Raw genomic sequence first — 17,192 nt, 5'->3', positions numbered from 1 at the left:
GGCCTCACCCTATACCCTGGAGGTCGCGGTAACGCCGCGGCGACAGGCCATAATGTCGCTTGAACAGGCGAGAGAAGTGCGCTGCATCGGTGAAGCCCCACTTGTACGCAAGGGTGGTGATGGGCAGGGTGCCACCCACCAGTTCCTGAGCGCTGCGCTCCAGACGCTGGCGCTGGATGAAGCGGCAGAGGCTGTCGCCGTCGCCAGCGAATTGCCGGTAGAGTTGACGCACCGAGACGTTGAGCCGGGTCGCCAGGTCGTTCGGGCTGAGCGGTTCGAGCAACGAGTCTTGGATGAGCCGTTCCGCCAGGCTGCGCAGTGACGGATGAGCCGCTTTCGGGGGAGCGCCCCGTAGCAGTGGCACCACCAGACTGAGCAAAGCGTCCTGCAAGGCGTGGCCTTGGTGTTCGCTGCTGGCGGCATCGTCTTCGCTCAACTGCAGTAACAGGGTCTTAAGCAGGCGGGCGCTGAGCGAGCCGCTGGCCAATTTGCCGAAGCGTGGCGCCGAGGCGGGCAACGCCCGCTCCACGGACTCGCGCCCCAGGTGCACCGAGAGTTGATTGATGAGGCCCTGGGGGCGCATCTCATAACCCTGGGCCGAATCCAGCAACGCCAACTCACCCGGTTCGAGCACGAAGTGCTGCTGCGCGTTCTGCACGCTCATGCGGCCGTGGCGTTGCAGCACCAAGAAGTAGAAACGGTCGTCGGCCCGGCCGGCCTTGCCCCGCTCGCGCACGATAGCGCGGGCGTTGACGTGTATGTCAGCCACGTTCAGTCCGTCCAAGTTGCGATGTGCGATGTGGCCGACGAAGGGTTCGGCACCGTCCGCGCAATGGGTGACGAAACGTCCGCAGATGGCCTGGACGGCATGATTCCAGTGCTCGAAAGCCTGGCTGTGGTGTTCGTTCATGGGGCACACCTCACGTGTGGGCCACCCGGTATGGGGCAATAAGTACCACCCGGACGGCAATTCGCAATAACGTGAAATTTCAAGCATTTTTCGCGCCATCCGGTGTCGCGTCGCTTACTCGGCGCCGGTGTGCGGTGCCGAGTGGGCGGGCCTTCAGTAGCGGAGCATCACTGACTTCAATTCGGTGTAGTCGTCGATGAAGGCACTGCCGAACTCGCGTCCCTGGCCCGAAGCCTTGATGCCGCCGAATGGCACCGCTGGGTCGAGGAAGGTGTGCATGTTGATGTAGACGGTGCCGGCCTCGATCTGCGGGATCAGTCGCAAGGCGCGCGACAGGTCGTTGGTCCAGAGGCTGGCGGTGAGGCCGAAGGGCGAATCGTTCATCAGGCCGGGCAGTTCGTCCACGTCATCGTAGGGCAGCAGGCAGATCAGCGGGCCAAAGGTTTCTTCGTGCAGCAAACGGTCGCTGGCCGCGCGGGCGATCACCAGGGTCGGTTCGACGAAGTAGCCGGGCCGGTCCAGGGCGCGACCGCCGCAGACTACCTGGCCCTCTTGGTGGGCCAGTTCGAAGAAGCCGAGCATCTTGTCGAAGTGGGCGCGGTTGGCCAGGGGGCCGAATTGTACGGCTTCGTTCAGCGGCGAGCCGATGGTCAGGCCACCCAGGGCGGCGGCGAACTGGGCCGCCACTTCGTCCAGCCGGGCGCGCGGCACATAGACCCGCTCGGGCGCGGCGCACACCTGACCCTGGTGCACGTAGCCGGTCTGGATCAGGCCACCCACGGCGGCGGCCACGTCCACGTCGGGCAGCAGGGCGGCGGCGTTCTTGCCTCCCAACTCCAGGGTGACGCGGGTGAGGTTGGCGGCCATGGCCTGCTGACCGACCTTTAGGCCGGTGGGCACCGAGCCGGTGAAAGAGACCTTTGCCACCCCCGGATGGTCGATCAACCGGGCTCCGATTTCGCCGGTACCATTGAGCACATTGAGCGCGCCCGCCGGTACCCCGGCTTCGAGCGCCAGTTCCGCCAGGCGCAGCAGGGTGAGCGGGGTGTATTCGCTCGGTTTGAGCACCAGGGTGCAGCCAGTGACTAGGGCGGCGGCGATCTTCCAGATGGCGATCATCACCGAGAAATTCCACGGCACGATGCCGGCCACCACGCCCACCGGCTCGCGGCGGGTGAAGGCGGTGTAGCGCTCGCCGGCCTGGGAGGGGAAGGACGGGGTGAGGGTCTCGCCCGTGATCTTGGTCGCCCAGCCCGCGTAGTAGCGCAGGAACACTGCGCTCTGGCCCACTTCGAACAGCCGCGAGAGGTGGATGGACTTGCCCGAGCAGAGTGTTTCTAGTTGCGCCAGCTCTTCGCCGTGGGCTTCGATCAGATCGGCCAGGCGATTGAGCACCACACCACGCTGGTAGGGCGTGGTCTCAGCCCAGGGGCCGCGAAAGGCCGCCTGGGCACCGGCCACGGCGGCTTCCAGTTGCGCCGCATCGGCGCCCGCTACCTGGGCGATTACCTCACCGGTGGCGGGGTCGGTGATTCCGAAGGCCGGGCCGTTGCCGGTCTGGTACTGGCCGTCGATGAAGTGCCCGTGTGGGCGTTCGAGATAGGCGCGGACGGAGAGAAGCAGGTCGATGCGGGACATGGGGGGTACTCCGGGCAGGGAACTCAAAGGGGGAGGGCGAAGTTGATCCATAACTTGTCGCCCTCGGGGCGATTGCGGGCGTCGAATTCGTGCTGGTAGCGGCCGGCCAGGGTGATGCCCTGGCGCCAGGTGTAGGCCAGTTGCGGCCCCAGGGCATTGGCGCGCCCTCGGAAGCCGCCGAGTACCGCGCCGTCGCCGCGGTCATCGCTGACCTGGCGGTAGACATAGCCGCCCAGGCCCACCGACCAGGCGCCCAGATGGCGGGCGGCGACGAAGTCGGCGTGCAGCTCGTTGCCCGAGCGGTAGTCGGTGGCTCGGTTCTCGAAGTTGTAGTCGAACATGGTCTTGATCGAGAACTCGTAGCCGGCGGGATCGAGGTAGGTCACGCCGAACAGCGGTTCTAAGGTGGTGTAGTGGCGTCCCGGATTGGCCAGGGCGTCGCTGTCGTAGCGGCCGGTGGGCAGGTAGATGTCCACCCCGGTCACCCAGTGCCAGTTGCCGGCGTGCCAGCCGATGGCCAAGGGGTCGAAGATGAAGTCGCCCATGCCTTCGCGCTGTTGGTGAGCGCCGCCGAGATTCTTGACGTTCACGTCGGCGTAGACGAGGAAAGCGTGCATCGCCCAGTTGCCGCCGAGGATCTGCCGGTCGCTAACGTGGATGGCACGCAGCACCGTGGCGCTCACCGCCAGCTTGAAGTCATCGAACACCGGCGCCGAATGGGCAAAGCGGTCTGCGGTATAGAAGGTGTTGTAGCTGACCAGGTAGTTACCGGGCGGCGGCACCGCGCCGGTCATGAAGCCTTCGCTGCCATTGGCATAGGCGCCGCCACCGCCTTCAGTGGCTTGGACGGCGTTGCCGGTGGCCAGCAGGGCGCTGGCGATCATCAGGGACTGCAAGGAGGCCACGCGCATGGTGGGGGTGCTCGCTCGGGGCAGGATCACGCAAGGGGCGCGCCTCTCTTGGCGGAGGCCGCGCGGGATTCGGTCAGGGAGTGACGGGCACGGCATGGGTCAGGGACAGCGTGAGGCGTAGGGCGCTGTCATCGGCCAAGGCCAGGGGCGCGTGGCCGAGCAACAGGTCCGCGCCCCGCTCGCCGAGCATGATGGCCTGAGCGTTGGTGTTGCCGCTGGCGATCTGCGGGCATACCGAGAGGTCTACCACCCTTAGCTTGGCGATGCCGTGCACACGCAACTGCGGATCGGTCACGGAGGTGGCCGGGTCGGTGCCCATGCGGCAGGTGCCACCGGGGTGGTAGACGGTCTTGCTGCGCTGGCGGACGAAGGCCTCGATGCCGGCCATATCCTGCCAGTCCACGGCTTCCGGGGCGGTGACGCGCTTGATCAGCCGAGCCAGCGCCGGTTGCTGCATCAGCTTCAGCCCGGCCTGCACGGCGCGGATCTGCCCGGCGAGGTCGTCCGGGTCGCCCAGGTAGTTGGGGTCGATCAGCAGGCTGTCCGCCGCCTCGCGGCTACGCAGGCGCACCGTGCCGCGCGCCTTGGGTCGCAGGTGGCCGACCTTGACGGTGAGGCCGTGCTCGGCGGCGGGCGGCACCTCGCCGGGGGTGTTGTCGAAGTTGTCCATCACCGGCAGGAACATGAACTGGACGTCGGGGCGGTCGCTGCCGTCGGTGGCGAGAAAGCCGCCGCCTTCGAGAATGTTGCTGGTCAGCAGGCCTTGGCGGAAGGCCAGCCAGTGGGCCATGTGCTTGAGGCCGCGCAGGCCCTTGTCTTCGCCGAGGATGCTGCTCGGCGCGTGGGTGCTGGCATTGAGTGACAGGTGCAGGTGGTCGTGGAAATTGCGGCCCACCGGCAGGTCGTGCACGGGTGTGATACCCATTTCGGCCAGTTCAGCGCGCGGGCCGATGCCCGAGAGCAGCAGCAACTTGGCGCTGCCGAAGGCGCCAGCGCTGAGCACCACCTCGCGGGCTGCCAGGGCGATCACTGGCGGTTGGTCCTTGACGCTGTAGACCACCCCGGTGGCACTGCCCTGCTCGAGGATCAGCCGGTGCGCCAGGGCATCGGTCACCACCGTGAGATTGGGATCGTCGCGCACCCCGGCCAGGTAGGTACGCGCCGTGCTGGCGCGGGCACCGTTGCGGGTGGTGGTCTGGTAGAAGCCCACCCCGGTCTGGCTGGCGCCGTTGAAGTCATTGATATAGGGCAGCCCCAGTTCCTGGCCGGCGCGCACGAAGGCTTGGGTCAGCGGATGGCGATAGCGGTTCTCGCTTACCGGCAGCGGACCATCCTGGCCGTGGTAGGGCCCGCTCAGGCTCTCGTTGACCTCCGCGCGGCGGAAGTACGGCAGCACCTCGGCGAAGCTCCATCCGGGGCAGCCCCAGTCGCTCACCCAATCGTCGTAGTCCTGGTGTTGGCCACGGATGTAGATCATGCCGTTCACCGAACTGCCGCCGCCGAGCACCTTGCCCTGGGCGATGATCATTTCGCGGTCGTTGCAGTAGCGCTGCGGCACCGTCATGTGCGGCCAGGATTTCTTCTGGAACACCTGCACCACCGTGGCCGGCATGGTGTGGAAGGGGCTGTTGTCGCGCGGACCGGCTTCGAGCAGCAGCACGCGGCCGGCCTTCTGCTCTAGAAGGCGGGCGGCTACCACGCAGCCGGCCGAGCCTGCGCCGATGACGATGTAGTCGTAGTGCGAGTGGGACATGGCGCGAACCTCCGAAGCGGGGCGTGAATGACGCCGGGTCCGACCATTTCACCGCACGGCGCGTGGGGATACTTGTTCCTGGGGGACAACCTTTTGTACCTGCCTGCCAGCGTCACTGCCGCTCGTCGCTGCACGCTTTTTGGTACGCAGGTGCCTGCGGAAGAGGGTGAAAATTACCGTCCGACGAGGCCTTTTTTCAAGCTAAGTCATTGCTGTGCCTGGCGTCATTGGGTATGGCCACCACGCGAACCCGTTGCGTTTTGATCGCCTGAAGAGAGGCCACGAAAAAACGGATGGACAAACGTAATGAATTGATTTGTCAGGTTTTAAAGGGTTTTTCGGGTGGGCGCGGTAGGGGGCTCTACCTGAGGCGGGTGGTGAAGTTACCTGCATGTCGGAGGCGAAAGCAGGTGAAGAAAGGATGCGATCAATTACTTGACATTTCACGTTTCTATATCGATGTTAAGAAAAGCCGGTACCGCGTAGCCGGCCGGAACTTTCATCCACACAGGCGACAGTCATGACGATCGTGATCGAGGAAATGGCCTTGGGCGGCAGCGGCCCGACGGTGATGGTGAAGGACACCATCGACGTCGCCGGCTACCCCACCCGTGCGTCCAGCCGCGCCCTGCAGGATGCCCCGTTGGCCACTCGCCATGCGGTGGTGATCGAGGCCTTGTTGGCCGCCGGCTGCCGGCTCACCGCCAAGGTGGGGCTGCATGAACTGGCCTTCGGCACTACCGGCATCAACCACTACACCGGCACCCCGGAGAATCCCCACTACCCCGGGCGCATCCCCGGCGGCTCCTCGAGCAGTTCGGCAACCGCCGTGGCGGCCGGCCTGTGCGATTTCGCGCTGGGCACCGACACCGGCGGCTCGGTGCGGGTACCGGCCTGCTGTTGCGGGGTGTTCGGCTTCAAGCCCACCTTCGGCCGGCTCAGCCGCGCCGGGGTGATGCCGGCGCAGAGCAGCCTGGATTGCGTCGGCCCCCTGGCCGCTGACCTGCCCCGGCTGATACAGGCCATGCAGCTACTGGACCCGACCTTGCGACCGCTGCCGACGCTGACCCAGGCGCCCCGTCTGGGAGTGATCCAGGTGGCGGCGAGCGCGGCCGTCACTCAGACGCTCGATGCGTTGCTGGCGGCGAGCGAACTGCCCCAAGCTCGGGTGCAATTGCCTAGCTTCGACGCTGCCTACACCGCCGGCATGGCCGTCATCAACCACGAGACCTGGACCGCCTGTGGTGCCCTGGTCGACAGCGGCCTGGTAGGCGCTGACGTGGCCGGTCGCCTGCGCGCCGCCGCCCAGACCGATGCCGCCGATTTGGCTGCCGCCGAGACGGTGCGCGCGCGCTTCACCGCCGAGGTGGATGCGGCCCTCCAACACTGCGACGTGCTGGTGCTGCCGACGATGCCCGACTACCCGTTAGCGGTGGCCGACGCCGCCGATACCCGCGCCGTACTGGGCATGACCGCCTTGGTTCGCCCCTTCAACCTGTCCGGCCACCCCGCGTTAAGCATGCCCTTCGAAGGCTTCGATGGGCTGCCAGTAGGGGTGCAACTGGTGGCCGCCAAGGGCGCCGACGAAAGCCTGCTGGCCATTGCCAGCGAACTCGCGCGGCGTCTCGCCGCCCAGGGAGAACCGCTATGGAACCGTTGCTGAGCGCTGCCCGGGCGATTTCGCCCGTCCCGGCGACCGAGGCCTTCGACACACTGCTCGACGACATTCGTGTGCGCGCGCGCGCTGGTGAATTCGACCGTCAACGGCAGTTGTCCGCCGACATCATCGAGCGTTTCAAGGCTGCGGGCGTCTACCGCGCCTGCGTGCCGCGCCGTTTCGGCGGTGATGAGCTTTCGCCGGCCGAGTTCTGCGCCATGATCGAGCGCCTGGCCACCGCCGACGGCTCCGCCGGGTGGGTCGCCAGCTTTGGTATGAGCCCGGTCTACCTGGCCGCCTTGCCGCGTGCCACTCTCGACCAGCTCTATGCCCGCGGCCCGGACGTCGTGTTCGCCGGCGGAATCTTCCCGCCGCAACCGGCCGAGCCGACCGCCAGCGGCTTCCGCGTGCGGGGCCGCTGGAAGTACTCCAGCGGCTGCCTGGGCGCCGACCTCATCGGCGTCGGTATCGCGCCGAAGAACGGCGACCGCCTCGACCTGCCGCGCCTGGCGGTGATGCCGCGCTCGAAGGTCCGCATCGAACGCACCTGGGAGACCGTCGGCCTGCTCGGTACCGGCAGCCACGACGTGGTGGTCGAAGACGTGGAGGTCGCCCAAGCCTGGACCTTCGTCCGTGGCGGCCCCGCCCAGCTCGACGAACCGCTGTTCCGCTACCCCTCGCTGTCCTTCGCCACCCAGGTGCTTTCCGTGGTCGGCCTTGGCGTCGCCCGCGCTGCGCTGGACGAGCTCTGCGGCATGGCCAGCGGCCGCCTCTCGGTGACCGGCGCCCCGGCGCTGGCCGATCGTCCGCTGGCCCAGGTGGAGATCGCCAAGGCCGAGGCCGCCCTGCGCGCCGCCCGTGCCTTCTTCTACGAAGCTATCGACACCGCCTGGAGCCACGTACTGGCCGGCGACGTCCTGGCGCCCGAGACCATCAACCTGCTGCGGCTGTCGTCCACCCATGCCGTGCGCGTGGCGGCCGAGGTCACCCGTAGCGTGCAACTGCTGTCCGGCATGACCGGGGTGTACCAGAGCAGCCCCCTGGCGCGCTGCGTCAACGATGCTCAGGTCATCACCCAGCACGCCTTCATGGGCGACGTCACCTACCAGAACGCCGGAGCCCTGTTCTTCGGCAAGCAGCCCCTGCCGGGCTACCTCTGATCCCTCTTCAAGGAGCTTTCGATGAGCGAATCCAAACCCCTGCGCGTGCTGTTCTGCATGGGCATCAACCAGAACTTCTTCGACGCCCCGCGCGAGGAGCAACTGGAGGTGTGGGCCGCGTTCAGCGCCATGTGGAACGGCATCCACGACCTGCCCGGCGTCACGGTGTTGGGCAACATGGACGACGACCAGAGCATGGTCGGCCCCTCCAACTGCTATCCCTGGACCACTTACCTGCTGGCCGACGTGCCGGACCTGGCCGGCGTGCATGCCGCCTGCAACCTGTTCCGCACCACGGCCGTGGGCAGCGGCCCCTACAAGCTCTGGCGCTACGCCAAGGTCGAAGCCCGCGTGGGCCGCGAACTCGTGATCCAGCGGAGCTGACGCCATGACCGCCGCCCGTCTCGCCGAGCTCGAAGCGCGCCTGGCCACCCTCGACGTGGAACGCGCCTGCCGTGCCTGCATGAATCGCTACATGCAGCTGTGCGACACCCTGGACGCCACCACCGACCTGGACGCGCTGGCCGGCCTGTTCACCACGACGGCGCGCTGGGAGGGCACGGGGGCGCGCTACGCCAAGAGCTTCGGCGGCTATGAGGGCCGGACGGCGATTCGTGCCATGTTCGCCCGTTACACCGGCACCCCCGCGCACTTCGCGCTCAATGTCCATTTCCTCACCAGCGAATTGATCGAGGTGGACGCCACGGGCGCGCGCGGCAGCTGGGTGATGCTGCAGACCTCCACCTTCGCCGACGGCGCGTCCCATCTCAACGCCGCGCGCCTCGCGGTGCGCTTCGCCGAGGAAGACGGGGCCTGGCGCATGGCCCTGTTCCAGACCGAGAACCTCTTCAGCCGCCCGGTGGATACCTGGCGCAGCGACGCTGCGCTGCCGGTGCCCACCGCCGCGGCCGACTGACATACACCATCCCTTGCAGTCGGCCGTCTGAGCCGACGAGGAGCCACCGTGAACAACCTGATCGAGACCGTGACGCTGGACAGCGATCCCGCCGCCCTGGTGCAGCCCGACCGCGTCCATACCTCGCTCTACACCGACGCCGAGCTGTTCGACCTGGAGATGGAGCGCATCTTCTACCGCACCTGGGTGTGGGTCGCCCACGAGAGCGAGATCCCCGACGGCGGTAGCTACAAGACCGGCTACATCGGCAAGCAACCGGTCATCACCGTGCGTGACCGCAAGAAGCAGGTCCATGTGCTGCTCAACCGCTGCCGCCACCGTGGCGCCACCGTTTGCGAACACAAGAAGGGCAAGACGGCCAGCTTCGTCTGCCCCTACCACGGCTGGGGCTACGCCCTGGACGGCTCGCTGCGCGGTATTCCGCATCCCGACAGCTATGGCGACTGCCTGGAGAAGGGCGAGCTGCCCCTGGTCAGCCTGCGCACCGAAAGCTATGCCGGCATGATCTTCGCTACCTTCGCCGACGACATCGAGCCCCTAGTCGACTTCCTCGGCCCGGCCAAGAAGTGGATGGACTTGTTCATGAAGCAGGGCGCTGGCTACGGCATCAAGGTGCCGGGCGAACACCGCTTCCGCTTCCCCGGTAACTGGAAGATCCAGCTCGAAAACACCACCGACGCCTACCACTTCCCGCTGGTGCACAAATCCTTCCTGCACTCGGTCGATCAGCAAACCATGGACATGCTCGACTTCGTCGATGGTGCCGGCTACGTCGAAGACCTCGGCAACGGCCACAGCGTCATGGTCATGATTCCCGAACTGATCGACCTGGAAGCCAACCTCGACGCCCCCATCCCCGAGCGTTTCGAGGCCCTGGCCGCCGAGTTGCGCGCCGAGGACATCGAGGAGCCACAAGTACGCCGCATCGTTCGCGCCGTGGGCGGTTCCGGCTTCAACCTCAACCTGTTCCCCAACGTCGCCTGCTCCATGGCCTTCTTCCGGGTGCTGCAACCGATCTCCGTGAACGAGACCGAGATCCACCACGCGGTCATCACCATGGATGGCGGCCCGGCCGTGGCCAACCGCTATCGCCTGCGCCTGCACGAACACTTCCAGGGGCCACTGGGCTTTGGCACGCCGGATGACTCGGAAGCCTGGGAACGGGTGCAAAAAGGCGCCAACGCCGGCGAAAACTTGTGGATCATGCTCAACCGTGGTTTGCCCGGCGAGCGTCCGAGCGATGACGGCCTGGTCTCCGACGTGAGCGCCGAGACCGGCATGCGCGCGGCCTACCACCAGTGGAAGAAAATGATGGCGATGCAGCCGGAGGGCGGCGTATGAATCTGCAGTTGCTGCACCAGGTCACCGCCTTCATCTGGCAGGAAGGCGACATGCTCGACCACGACGACTACGACGCCTGGCTGGCGCTGTGGGACGAGAAGGGCACCTACATCATCCCCATCGACCCCAACGAAGAGGACTTCGAGAACACCCTCAACTACGCCTACGACGACGCCCACATGCGCACCCTGCGCGTGCAGCGGCTGATCGGTGGCGAGTCCATCTCCACCAGCCCCGAACCGCGCACCGTGCGTACCCTGTCGCGCTTCCGCATCCTTGCCGAGGAAGGCGACCTCGTCACCGTGCGCTGCGCCCAGAACGTCCGCGAATTCCGCAAGGACGTGCTCAAGCTGTACAGCGCCGACCTGGTCTACACGCTACAGCGGGCGGGCGACAGCTTTCGCATCCAGCGCAAGCTGATCCGCTTGATCAACTCCGACGATGCCCTGGCCGGCATCGGCTACATCCTTTAAGGAGATCGCCATGTCGCAGATCGCGCTCGTCACCGGCGCCGCCCAGGGGCTGGGCCTGGCCATCGTCGAACGGCTACTGGCCGCCGACCATCGCGTCGCGCTCACCGACGTTTCCGAGGCGCGTGCCCGGTCCGCCGCCCAGGCCCTGGACCCGAGTGGCGAGCGCGTCCTGCCGCTGGTGCTGGACGTCACCCGCAAGGCTGACTTCGAGACGGCCCTGGCCACAGTGCTGGCGCGCTTCGGCGCCCTGCACGTGGTGGTCAACAACGCCGCCATGACCCGCACCACGCCGCTGATGCAGATCAGCCCGGACGAATTCGACCAGGTCATGAGCCTCAACACCCGCAGCATCTTCCTCGGCTGCCAGGTGCTCGGCGCCCACCTCGCCGCGCAGGGCTATGGCCGCATCGTCAACCTGGCCTCGCTGGCCGGGCAGAACGGCGGCACCGCCACCGGCGCTCACTACGCCGCGTCCAAGGGCGCCATCGTCACCCTCACCAAGATCTTCGCCAAGGAACTGGCCGGCCGAGGCGTCACCGTCAACGCCATCGCCCCGGGCCCGATTGACTCGCCGGCGGTACAGGCGGCGGTGCCGGCCGAGCGACTGCCCGGCCTGCTCGCCAACATCCCGGTCGGCCGCCTCGGCGAGGCTGGCTTTCTCGGCGATCTCATCGTGCAACTGGCGCGGCCCGAAGCCTACTTCACCACCGGGGCGACCTGGGACGTGAACGGCGGCCTGTTCATGCGTTGACGGCCCGCCCCGGCGGCCCACTCCTTTCGCCCCGCCGGCTCACGCGCCACGGGGCCAGCTCCCACGAGGTAGCGGACATGACAGCAGCACTCATCGAGGTCGAGGTACGGCGGCGGCAGGTTCAGGGCGACGGCGTCGTCGTCCTCGACCTGGTCCCGGCGGCGGCCACCGACCTACCGGCCTTCGACGCCGGCGCCCACGTCGACATTCACCTGGCCCCCGGCTTGATCCGCCAGTATTCGCTGTGCGGCGACCCGGCCGAGCGCGGGCGCTATCGCCTGGGCATTCTCAAGGACCCGGCCTCGCGCGGCGGCTCCATGGCCGCCTTCGAGCGTCTGCAAGAAGGCAGCCGCGTGGCCATCAGTGCACCGCGCAACCTCTTTCCCCTGGCCGTCGACGCCCAGCGTTCGCTGCTGCTCGGCGGCGGCATCGGCATCACCCCGATGATCGCCATGGCCTACGCCCTGCACGCCCAGGGCGCCGACTTCGAACTGCACTATTGCGGACGTGCGCGGATACGCAGCGCCTTCCTCGAGGAGCTGGCCGCGGCGCCCTTCGCTGAGCGCGTGCATCTGCACTTCGACGACGAACCCGTCAGCGTGCTGGACCTCGCCACCGTGCTCGGCCAGGCCGACCCCGGCACCCACCTCTACACCTGCGGCCCGGCTGGCTTCATGGGCTGGGTGATCGAGAGCGCCGCCGCCGCCGGCTATCCGGCCGAGCGCATCCACCGCGAATACTTCCAGGTCGAGGTGGACGAGTCCGGCGCCAGCTTCGAGGTGGTCGCCGCCGCCAGCGGCAAGCGCGTCACCGTCGCCGAGGGTCAGAGCATCCTCGAGGCGCTGGGCACCGTCGGCATCAAGATCGAGGTGTCCTGCGAGCAGGGCGTCTGCGGCACCTGCATGTGCGGCGTGCTCGAAGGCGAGCCGGATCACCGCGACGTCTACTTCACCGACGAGGAAAAGGCCGCCAACGATCAGATCCTGGTCTGCTGCTCGCGCGCCCGCTCCAAGACACTCGTGCTGGACATCTAGGGAGACACAGCCATGGTCGATCTCTCCGCTTTTCGCAACGCCATGAGCATGCTCGGCGGCGCCGTGTCGGTCATCACCACCGACGGCCCCGCCGGCCGCTTCGGCTTCACCGCTTCGGCCGTGTGCAGCGTCACCGACTCGCCGCCCACGCTACTGGTGTGCATGAACCGCGCGTCCACCTCCAACCTGCACTTCAAGCGCAACGGTGTGCTTTGCGTCAACGTCCTCGCTGGCACCCAGCAGGGCCTCTCCGGCGCCTTCTCCCAGCGCGACCTGGACTCCGACGCGCGCTTCGCCCAGGCGCGCTGGCGCACCCTGGGCAGCGGCGCCCCGGCGCTGCAGGATGCGCTGGTCAACTTCGACTGCCGCATCGCCCAGGTCCACGAAGTGGGCTCGCACAGTATCTTCTACGGCGAAATACTCGGCATCCGCCAGGGCGAGGCCAGCGAAGCCCTGGCCTACTTCAACCGCGCCTACCATCGCCTGGGCGAGGATTCCAAGGCCGCCTGCTGAGCCGACCTTGCGCGTTCGCGCCGGAGCCGCCACTCTCGGGGCTCCTGTGCGGCACCCTGGGAGGGATGCGATGGAATTGCGGCACCTGCGGTACTTCCTGGTCCTGGCGGAGACCCTTAGCTTCACCCACGCCGCCGAGGCACAGCTCATCATCAACACCCTGTTCGGTCAGACCGAACCCCCTTGAAAGGGTCAGCGCACGCTGACCTGTTTTTTCGTCTGGCGATCAGCCCGGGTGCCTTTCGCCTCGCCAGGTACGCACCGGTTGCCAGCAGGCCGGCCGGTTTAATACTGTATAAAAGAACATCCCCATGGGACCTGTGGAGATGGCCCGCACCCCACCGCCGGCATTGACGCCCTATGACCAGCTTGCCGCAAGGGTTCATAGGCAAGTCATGAGCGCGCCTGGCGTCCGAGAAAAGCACGTCCACGTTGAACGACGCGACGCGAGAGATCAGGACTGGGACCAGCTGCTCGAGGCGATCAGCGAGATGGAGGACGTCATCATTGCCCACCGCGATGACGGTAGTGTCGACCTGTTCTGGAAGGTCAGCTACGACGACTTCTGAGTGATCGTATGACGCGCTGGAAGGTTCGACCCACAACCGCGCTAGAATCGGCGTTTGCAATTTTCGAAAGGCATGGAGACTAGGTTCCAGTTACCTGCCGAGATCCAAACGATGACCTATAAAGTTTGCAAAGTGAGCACCGCGGCCACGGACGTGCCAGGCGTCTATAACGTCCTGTTCAATGGCGACGACCGCTTCTTCCGCCGGATCGAGATCCACCTGAGCCGAGACCTGGGCGACAACGTGCTCGACTTCATCGAGCTCTACGGCCTGTGGTGCGCCCTGGTGCAATTCGAGCTGGCCGGGCACCAGCGTACCTGCGGCAACCTGAAGCTCGTGGTATCGCGCGGCGCGGTGAAGCGCCTGTTGCTCTCGGACAGCTCCAAGGGCGAGCTCTACGAGACGTCGAACGCGCTGCGCACCCAGTTCTTCGGCCTGAGCGGAATCAGCGTCGAGAAGAACAAGCCCTGGACCCGGGGGGATCACCAGGCCTTCTGCGTTAAGTGGGACGGAACGCCCCCTCCGCAACCGTCGGTAGAGAACCCGGTCTTCGGCAAGATCTATCTGACCCATCACACCCTGGTCGAGTACCTGGACGAGACGAAGGGTGAGTGCAAGCCGGAGAACGTCTTCCCGCGGCTGGCGCGGGTGGTCCGTGACCTGAATCGCGAAGTGACGCTTCCGCCCGACGTACTTCGGCATAAGCAGCATCGGCACGCAGGCAGCCAGGATGGCGTGCGATACCTTGGCAGCATGGCGGGCTGGCAGCTCGTGACGCGGCCCGCGTTAGACCGGTCGGGTCTGTTAGCGATCACCGTATACCAGAGGCAGGGGTACTGAAAGATCCATGGAATCAGGGCTCAAGCGATACCTTTCCAAGCTACGGCCGGAGCTGCTCGCAATGGTGCGCGCGGTCGAGCCGGCGCTGTGGGAAAGGATTCGCGACGCTACGGAGGAGGAGCAGGTCAACGCGTTGGCCAACTCCTATGCAGTCATGCAGGGCATCAGCCACCAGGCCCTCGGGCAGGCTGGCTTTGAGCAAGGCAGCCTGATCCAGCGGCGGGGGGAGCAGCGTATCTACTGCCTGCAGATCATCAAGATCGACTGGGACGCTCGCGGTAGGCCCGAAAGAATCTTTTTCTACGGGCACGACTCCAGCAAGGGCAATGCTCAGATGGATCTGCTTGGCAAAAGCAGTGAGTTCACCAGCATGCGTACTGGGCTGTGCATCGACGGACCTGACCTGCTGAGGTTCATCAGGTAGCGATAGCCCTGGGAGAATGCTTCCGTCGTGTGGCGAAGCTTCGGCAGCCTCTAATGCCGGCCTGGCTGGCGCCAGCATCTGAGTGAGGTGCCGCAGTATGACTGCAGTTCTCACCCCCCTATTGTACCCAACACGGTGACGCTCTCCTGTGTCTGCCCTGCCGCCGGCAGGACGTTTACCCAAAGCCAGCCGGCCCTCGGCGAGGGTACCTGCAAGACCTGGGCTGCCAAGCCGGAACGCGGCGCGGTCGGCAGGTCAAATGGTGTGGCGCGGCAGAAAGGCCAGCGGCACCAGGTGGACTTTCCCGGAGGCGATAGGGCATGTGCAGTCATTATGAGGCGCCGACGCCGGCGCGGCTGAAGAGCGCGTTCGGCGCGCCCATCGACGAGCAATACCAGGGCGAACTCTGGCCCCTTTACATGGGCCCCTTCGTTCGGCTGAACTCAGCCGAGGCGCAGGAGGACGGCGCACCGGAGTACCACATCTCGGTAGCCCAGTTCGGCTTGCTGCCTGGATGGGCAAAGGACAGGAAGCTCGGGCGCAGCACCTACAACTGCCGCTCGGAAACGGCCGCCACGAAGAACTCCTTTCGCACGGCCTGGAAGAGGGCCCAGCACTGCATCATTCCTGCTGCGGCGATCTATGAGCCAGACTGGCGCAGCGGAAAGGCGGTGCCCACGCGGATCGAGCGAACCGACGGCGGCCTGATGGCGATTGCCGGGCTATGGGAGGAATGGAGCGATCCAGACGGCAAGGGGCGCTTCAGCTTCACCATGCTAACCGTCAACGCTGACGATCACCCTTTCATGAAGAACTACCACCGGCCGGAAGACGAGAAGCGCATGCTGGCCATACTGCCGAATGGCTCGATCAAGGACTGGCTGATGGCGCCGGCCGAAGCCTCGACTGGCTTCCTGCGCCAGTATCCTCCGGACCGCCTCCAGGCGGCTTGAGCACTCCCAGCGTCTCGTGTCCACCGGCGCTGCGAGTGATGCAGTGCCGGTTTGTTTGGGAAGGGGTAGCATTACCGTGAGTGCGCAGGCGAGTCAGCGAGATTTGATCATGAGCGAGAGAGAGAACCTGGAGCTTGAGTCCCGGCGTCTTCAGGTAGAGATGCAGCAGATGATCGTCCAATCCATGAGGGATACGGCCGAAATAAACCGGAGGAACCTAGAAATGCTCTCCAAACCAGCCTGGCGATCGGCCGAGTATTTCTGGCTTCCCATCTTCGTCGCATTTGGAATTGTGTTCGGTACAGCCAGCGCGGTCGTTCTACTACACAGGCTGATTTCATAAGCCTTCCCGGTCTCGCTGCCTTTTCGTCCTTTAGATTGCTGACAAGCCTTCGCAAGAGGACTTTCGGGTCTGCCGCGCTAGCCTGAAGCGAGGTTGCCCTTAAAGAATTCAGCGTTCGCTTGCCAGAGGTCGTACTCACTTTGTGATGGATTATTCCTGCTCCTTCAGCAATACTTCTTTACTCTCTATCTTAAAAAAAGGAAGCGCTATGTCATTTGTTGTAGCGACTGGTGGAGGAAGCAATCTATCATAGACTTCTTCGGCTTGCGATCTCACGCCAATAACAAGTTTTTTGCCACTCGCTAGTGTGGCATACGCTACGTATCCGTTTTCCAGTGGATGTATTCTTTCACCTGGGATCGTCCCTGGATAGTTTGCGGCAGGGTAAAAGTCAGCTTTAACAGCAATAAATCTTATCGCTGAAAAAAGCCAGGGTTGATACGTTTCCGTCAAAAAAGAGTAGGCTGTGATCAAAACTAGTCCGGTCGCTATCGCTCCTGCGGAATGAAAAAAATCCACTACAGAATTACGTTTAAGTGAGATATTTAGCCCAACTATTTTAAGTAGGGGAGCTAGCATTTGAATCGAGCCTGACACCGCTGTCCTAATCATGACAGCAACAGCCAGTATGATTCCAAGTAATACTGATAATACAGAGGCCACAGCTATCAACGCCGGAATGTAGAAGAAAATTGCTAACAAGCTAACTGTCACATCAAAAGACTGCGGCGGTAACCCGAGCGCATGCGAAGTTAAGATACGAGCTAGGCTAGTGGCTAAGATTAAAACGAAAACATGCAGCAGCACGATGGGTGTTTTCCCGAATGGGCGATCCCACATAGCTTTCATCCATCTAGCGCCTGGAAGGCACCAGACTATGAACCCTAAAATTATCAGCGCGTATGCTAGGGTGCTTGCGACCTCTAGTACAATCTCACCTATTAGTCTTGACAATATCGCTCCCGAAAAGAATGTTAGAAGCGCAGCGAAATAAAAGCGATATGGC

The 17,192-nt window shown here is 64.9% G+C and carries 18 protein-coding genes and 1 pseudogene; 14 read left to right on the top strand and 5 right to left on the bottom strand.

The genetic code is table 11. From position 1 onward, the window contains the following. Positions 1–4: 4 nt before the first annotated feature. The 4 genes from feaR to RND78_RS23350 form a co-directional block, all read right to left on the bottom strand. Complete coding sequence (gene feaR, locus RND78_RS23365) at positions 5–910, bottom strand: transcriptional regulator FeaR (protein WP_312732398.1); 906 nt, start codon at positions 908–910, stop codon at positions 5–7. Between the two features lie 153 nt (positions 911–1,063). After that, positions 1,064–2,548, bottom strand: a complete 1,485-nt coding sequence (locus RND78_RS23360) for an aldehyde dehydrogenase family protein (protein WP_312732397.1) — start codon at positions 2,546–2,548, stop codon at positions 1,064–1,066. Between the two features lie 23 nt (positions 2,549–2,571). Continuing rightward, the gene (locus tag RND78_RS23355) at positions 2,572–3,489 is read right to left on the bottom strand and encodes a transporter (protein WP_312732396.1); all 918 of its coding nucleotides are present in this window, start codon (positions 3,487–3,489) and stop codon (positions 2,572–2,574) included. A 43-nt stretch (positions 3,490–3,532) separates the two neighbouring features. Next, a complete protein-coding gene (locus RND78_RS23350; RefSeq protein ID WP_312732395.1) occupies positions 3,533–5,212 on the bottom strand; it encodes a GMC family oxidoreductase in 1,680 nt (559 codons plus the stop codon). Between the two features lie 520 nt (positions 5,213–5,732). Between RND78_RS23350 and RND78_RS23345 the strand changes: the two genes are divergently transcribed. The 14 genes and pseudogenes from RND78_RS23345 (at position 5,733) to RND78_RS23285 (ending at position 15,843) form a co-directional block, all read left to right on the top strand. Continuing rightward, positions 5,733–6,875 (top strand): amidase, encoded by a 1,143-nt coding sequence (locus tag RND78_RS23345; RefSeq protein ID WP_312732394.1) that lies wholly within the window; start codon positions 5,733–5,735, stop codon positions 6,873–6,875. Beyond that, on the top strand, positions 6,860–8,029 hold the full coding sequence (locus RND78_RS23340; protein WP_312732393.1) for an acyl-CoA dehydrogenase family protein: 1,170 nt from the start codon (positions 6,860–6,862) through the stop codon (positions 8,027–8,029). The genes RND78_RS23345 and RND78_RS23340 overlap by 16 nt, the downstream gene beginning before the upstream one ends. A 21-nt stretch (positions 8,030–8,050) precedes the next feature. Next, entirely contained in the window at positions 8,051–8,413 is a 363-nt protein-coding gene (locus RND78_RS23335; RefSeq protein ID WP_312732392.1) for an IacB protein, read from the top strand. A gap of 4 nt (positions 8,414–8,417) precedes the next feature. Continuing rightward, positions 8,418–8,945 carry a nuclear transport factor 2 family protein gene (locus tag RND78_RS23330; RefSeq protein WP_312732391.1) on the top strand — a complete coding sequence of 176 codons (528 nt, stop codon included), beginning with the start codon at positions 8,418–8,420 and terminating at the stop codon, positions 8,943–8,945. A gap of 48 nt (positions 8,946–8,993) precedes the next feature. Then, complete coding sequence (locus RND78_RS23325; protein ID WP_312732390.1) at positions 8,994–10,286, top strand: aromatic ring-hydroxylating dioxygenase subunit alpha; 1,293 nt, start codon at positions 8,994–8,996, stop codon at positions 10,284–10,286. After that, positions 10,283–10,759, top strand: coding sequence for an aromatic-ring-hydroxylating dioxygenase subunit beta (locus tag RND78_RS23320; protein ID WP_312732389.1), 477 nt, complete (start codon positions 10,283–10,285; stop codon positions 10,757–10,759). The genes RND78_RS23325 and RND78_RS23320 overlap by 4 nt, the downstream gene beginning before the upstream one ends. A gap of 10 nt (positions 10,760–10,769) precedes the next feature. Then, a complete protein-coding gene (locus RND78_RS23315; RefSeq protein ID WP_312732388.1) occupies positions 10,770–11,510 on the top strand; it encodes an SDR family NAD(P)-dependent oxidoreductase in 741 nt (246 codons plus the stop codon). A 77-nt stretch (positions 11,511–11,587) separates the two neighbouring features. After that, positions 11,588–12,544 carry a PDR/VanB family oxidoreductase gene (locus RND78_RS23310; RefSeq protein ID WP_312732387.1) on the top strand — a complete coding sequence of 319 codons (957 nt, stop codon included), beginning with the start codon at positions 11,588–11,590 and terminating at the stop codon, positions 12,542–12,544. A 12-nt stretch (positions 12,545–12,556) separates the two neighbouring features. Then, entirely contained in the window at positions 12,557–13,057 is a 501-nt protein-coding gene (locus RND78_RS23305; protein ID WP_312732386.1) for a flavin reductase, read from the top strand. 70 nt (positions 13,058–13,127) lie between these two features. After that, positions 13,128–13,196 (top strand): annotated as a pseudogene (locus RND78_RS28455) (hypothetical protein); the annotation flags it as partial. 187 nt (positions 13,197–13,383) lie between these two features. Then, positions 13,384–13,626 (top strand): DUF1654 domain-containing protein, encoded by a 243-nt coding sequence (locus tag RND78_RS23300; protein WP_312732385.1) that lies wholly within the window; start codon positions 13,384–13,386, stop codon positions 13,624–13,626. A gap of 111 nt (positions 13,627–13,737) precedes the next feature. Then, on the top strand, positions 13,738–14,466 hold the full coding sequence (locus RND78_RS23295) for a hypothetical protein (protein WP_312732384.1): 729 nt from the start codon (positions 13,738–13,740) through the stop codon (positions 14,464–14,466). Between the two features lie 7 nt (positions 14,467–14,473). Beyond that, positions 14,474–14,890, top strand: a complete 417-nt coding sequence (locus RND78_RS23290) for a hypothetical protein (RefSeq protein WP_312732383.1) — start codon at positions 14,474–14,476, stop codon at positions 14,888–14,890. Between the two features lie 320 nt (positions 14,891–15,210). Beyond that, a complete protein-coding gene (locus RND78_RS23285; RefSeq protein ID WP_312732382.1) occupies positions 15,211–15,843 on the top strand; it encodes an SOS response-associated peptidase family protein in 633 nt (210 codons plus the stop codon). 493 nt (positions 15,844–16,336) lie between these two features. Here RND78_RS23285 and RND78_RS23280 read toward each other — a convergent pair whose 3' ends face one another. After that, positions 16,337–17,035 carry a hypothetical protein gene (locus tag RND78_RS23280; protein WP_312732381.1) on the bottom strand — a complete coding sequence of 233 codons (699 nt, stop codon included), beginning with the start codon at positions 17,033–17,035 and terminating at the stop codon, positions 16,337–16,339. Positions 17,036–17,192: the final 157 nt, after the last annotated feature.

The sequence above is a fragment of the Pseudomonas oryzihabitans genome (assembly GCF_032027545.1).
GTDB lineage: Bacteria > Pseudomonadota > Gammaproteobacteria > Pseudomonadales > Pseudomonadaceae > Chryseomonas > Chryseomonas oryzihabitans_F.
This window is presented reverse-complemented; position numbering and strand designations above follow the sequence as displayed.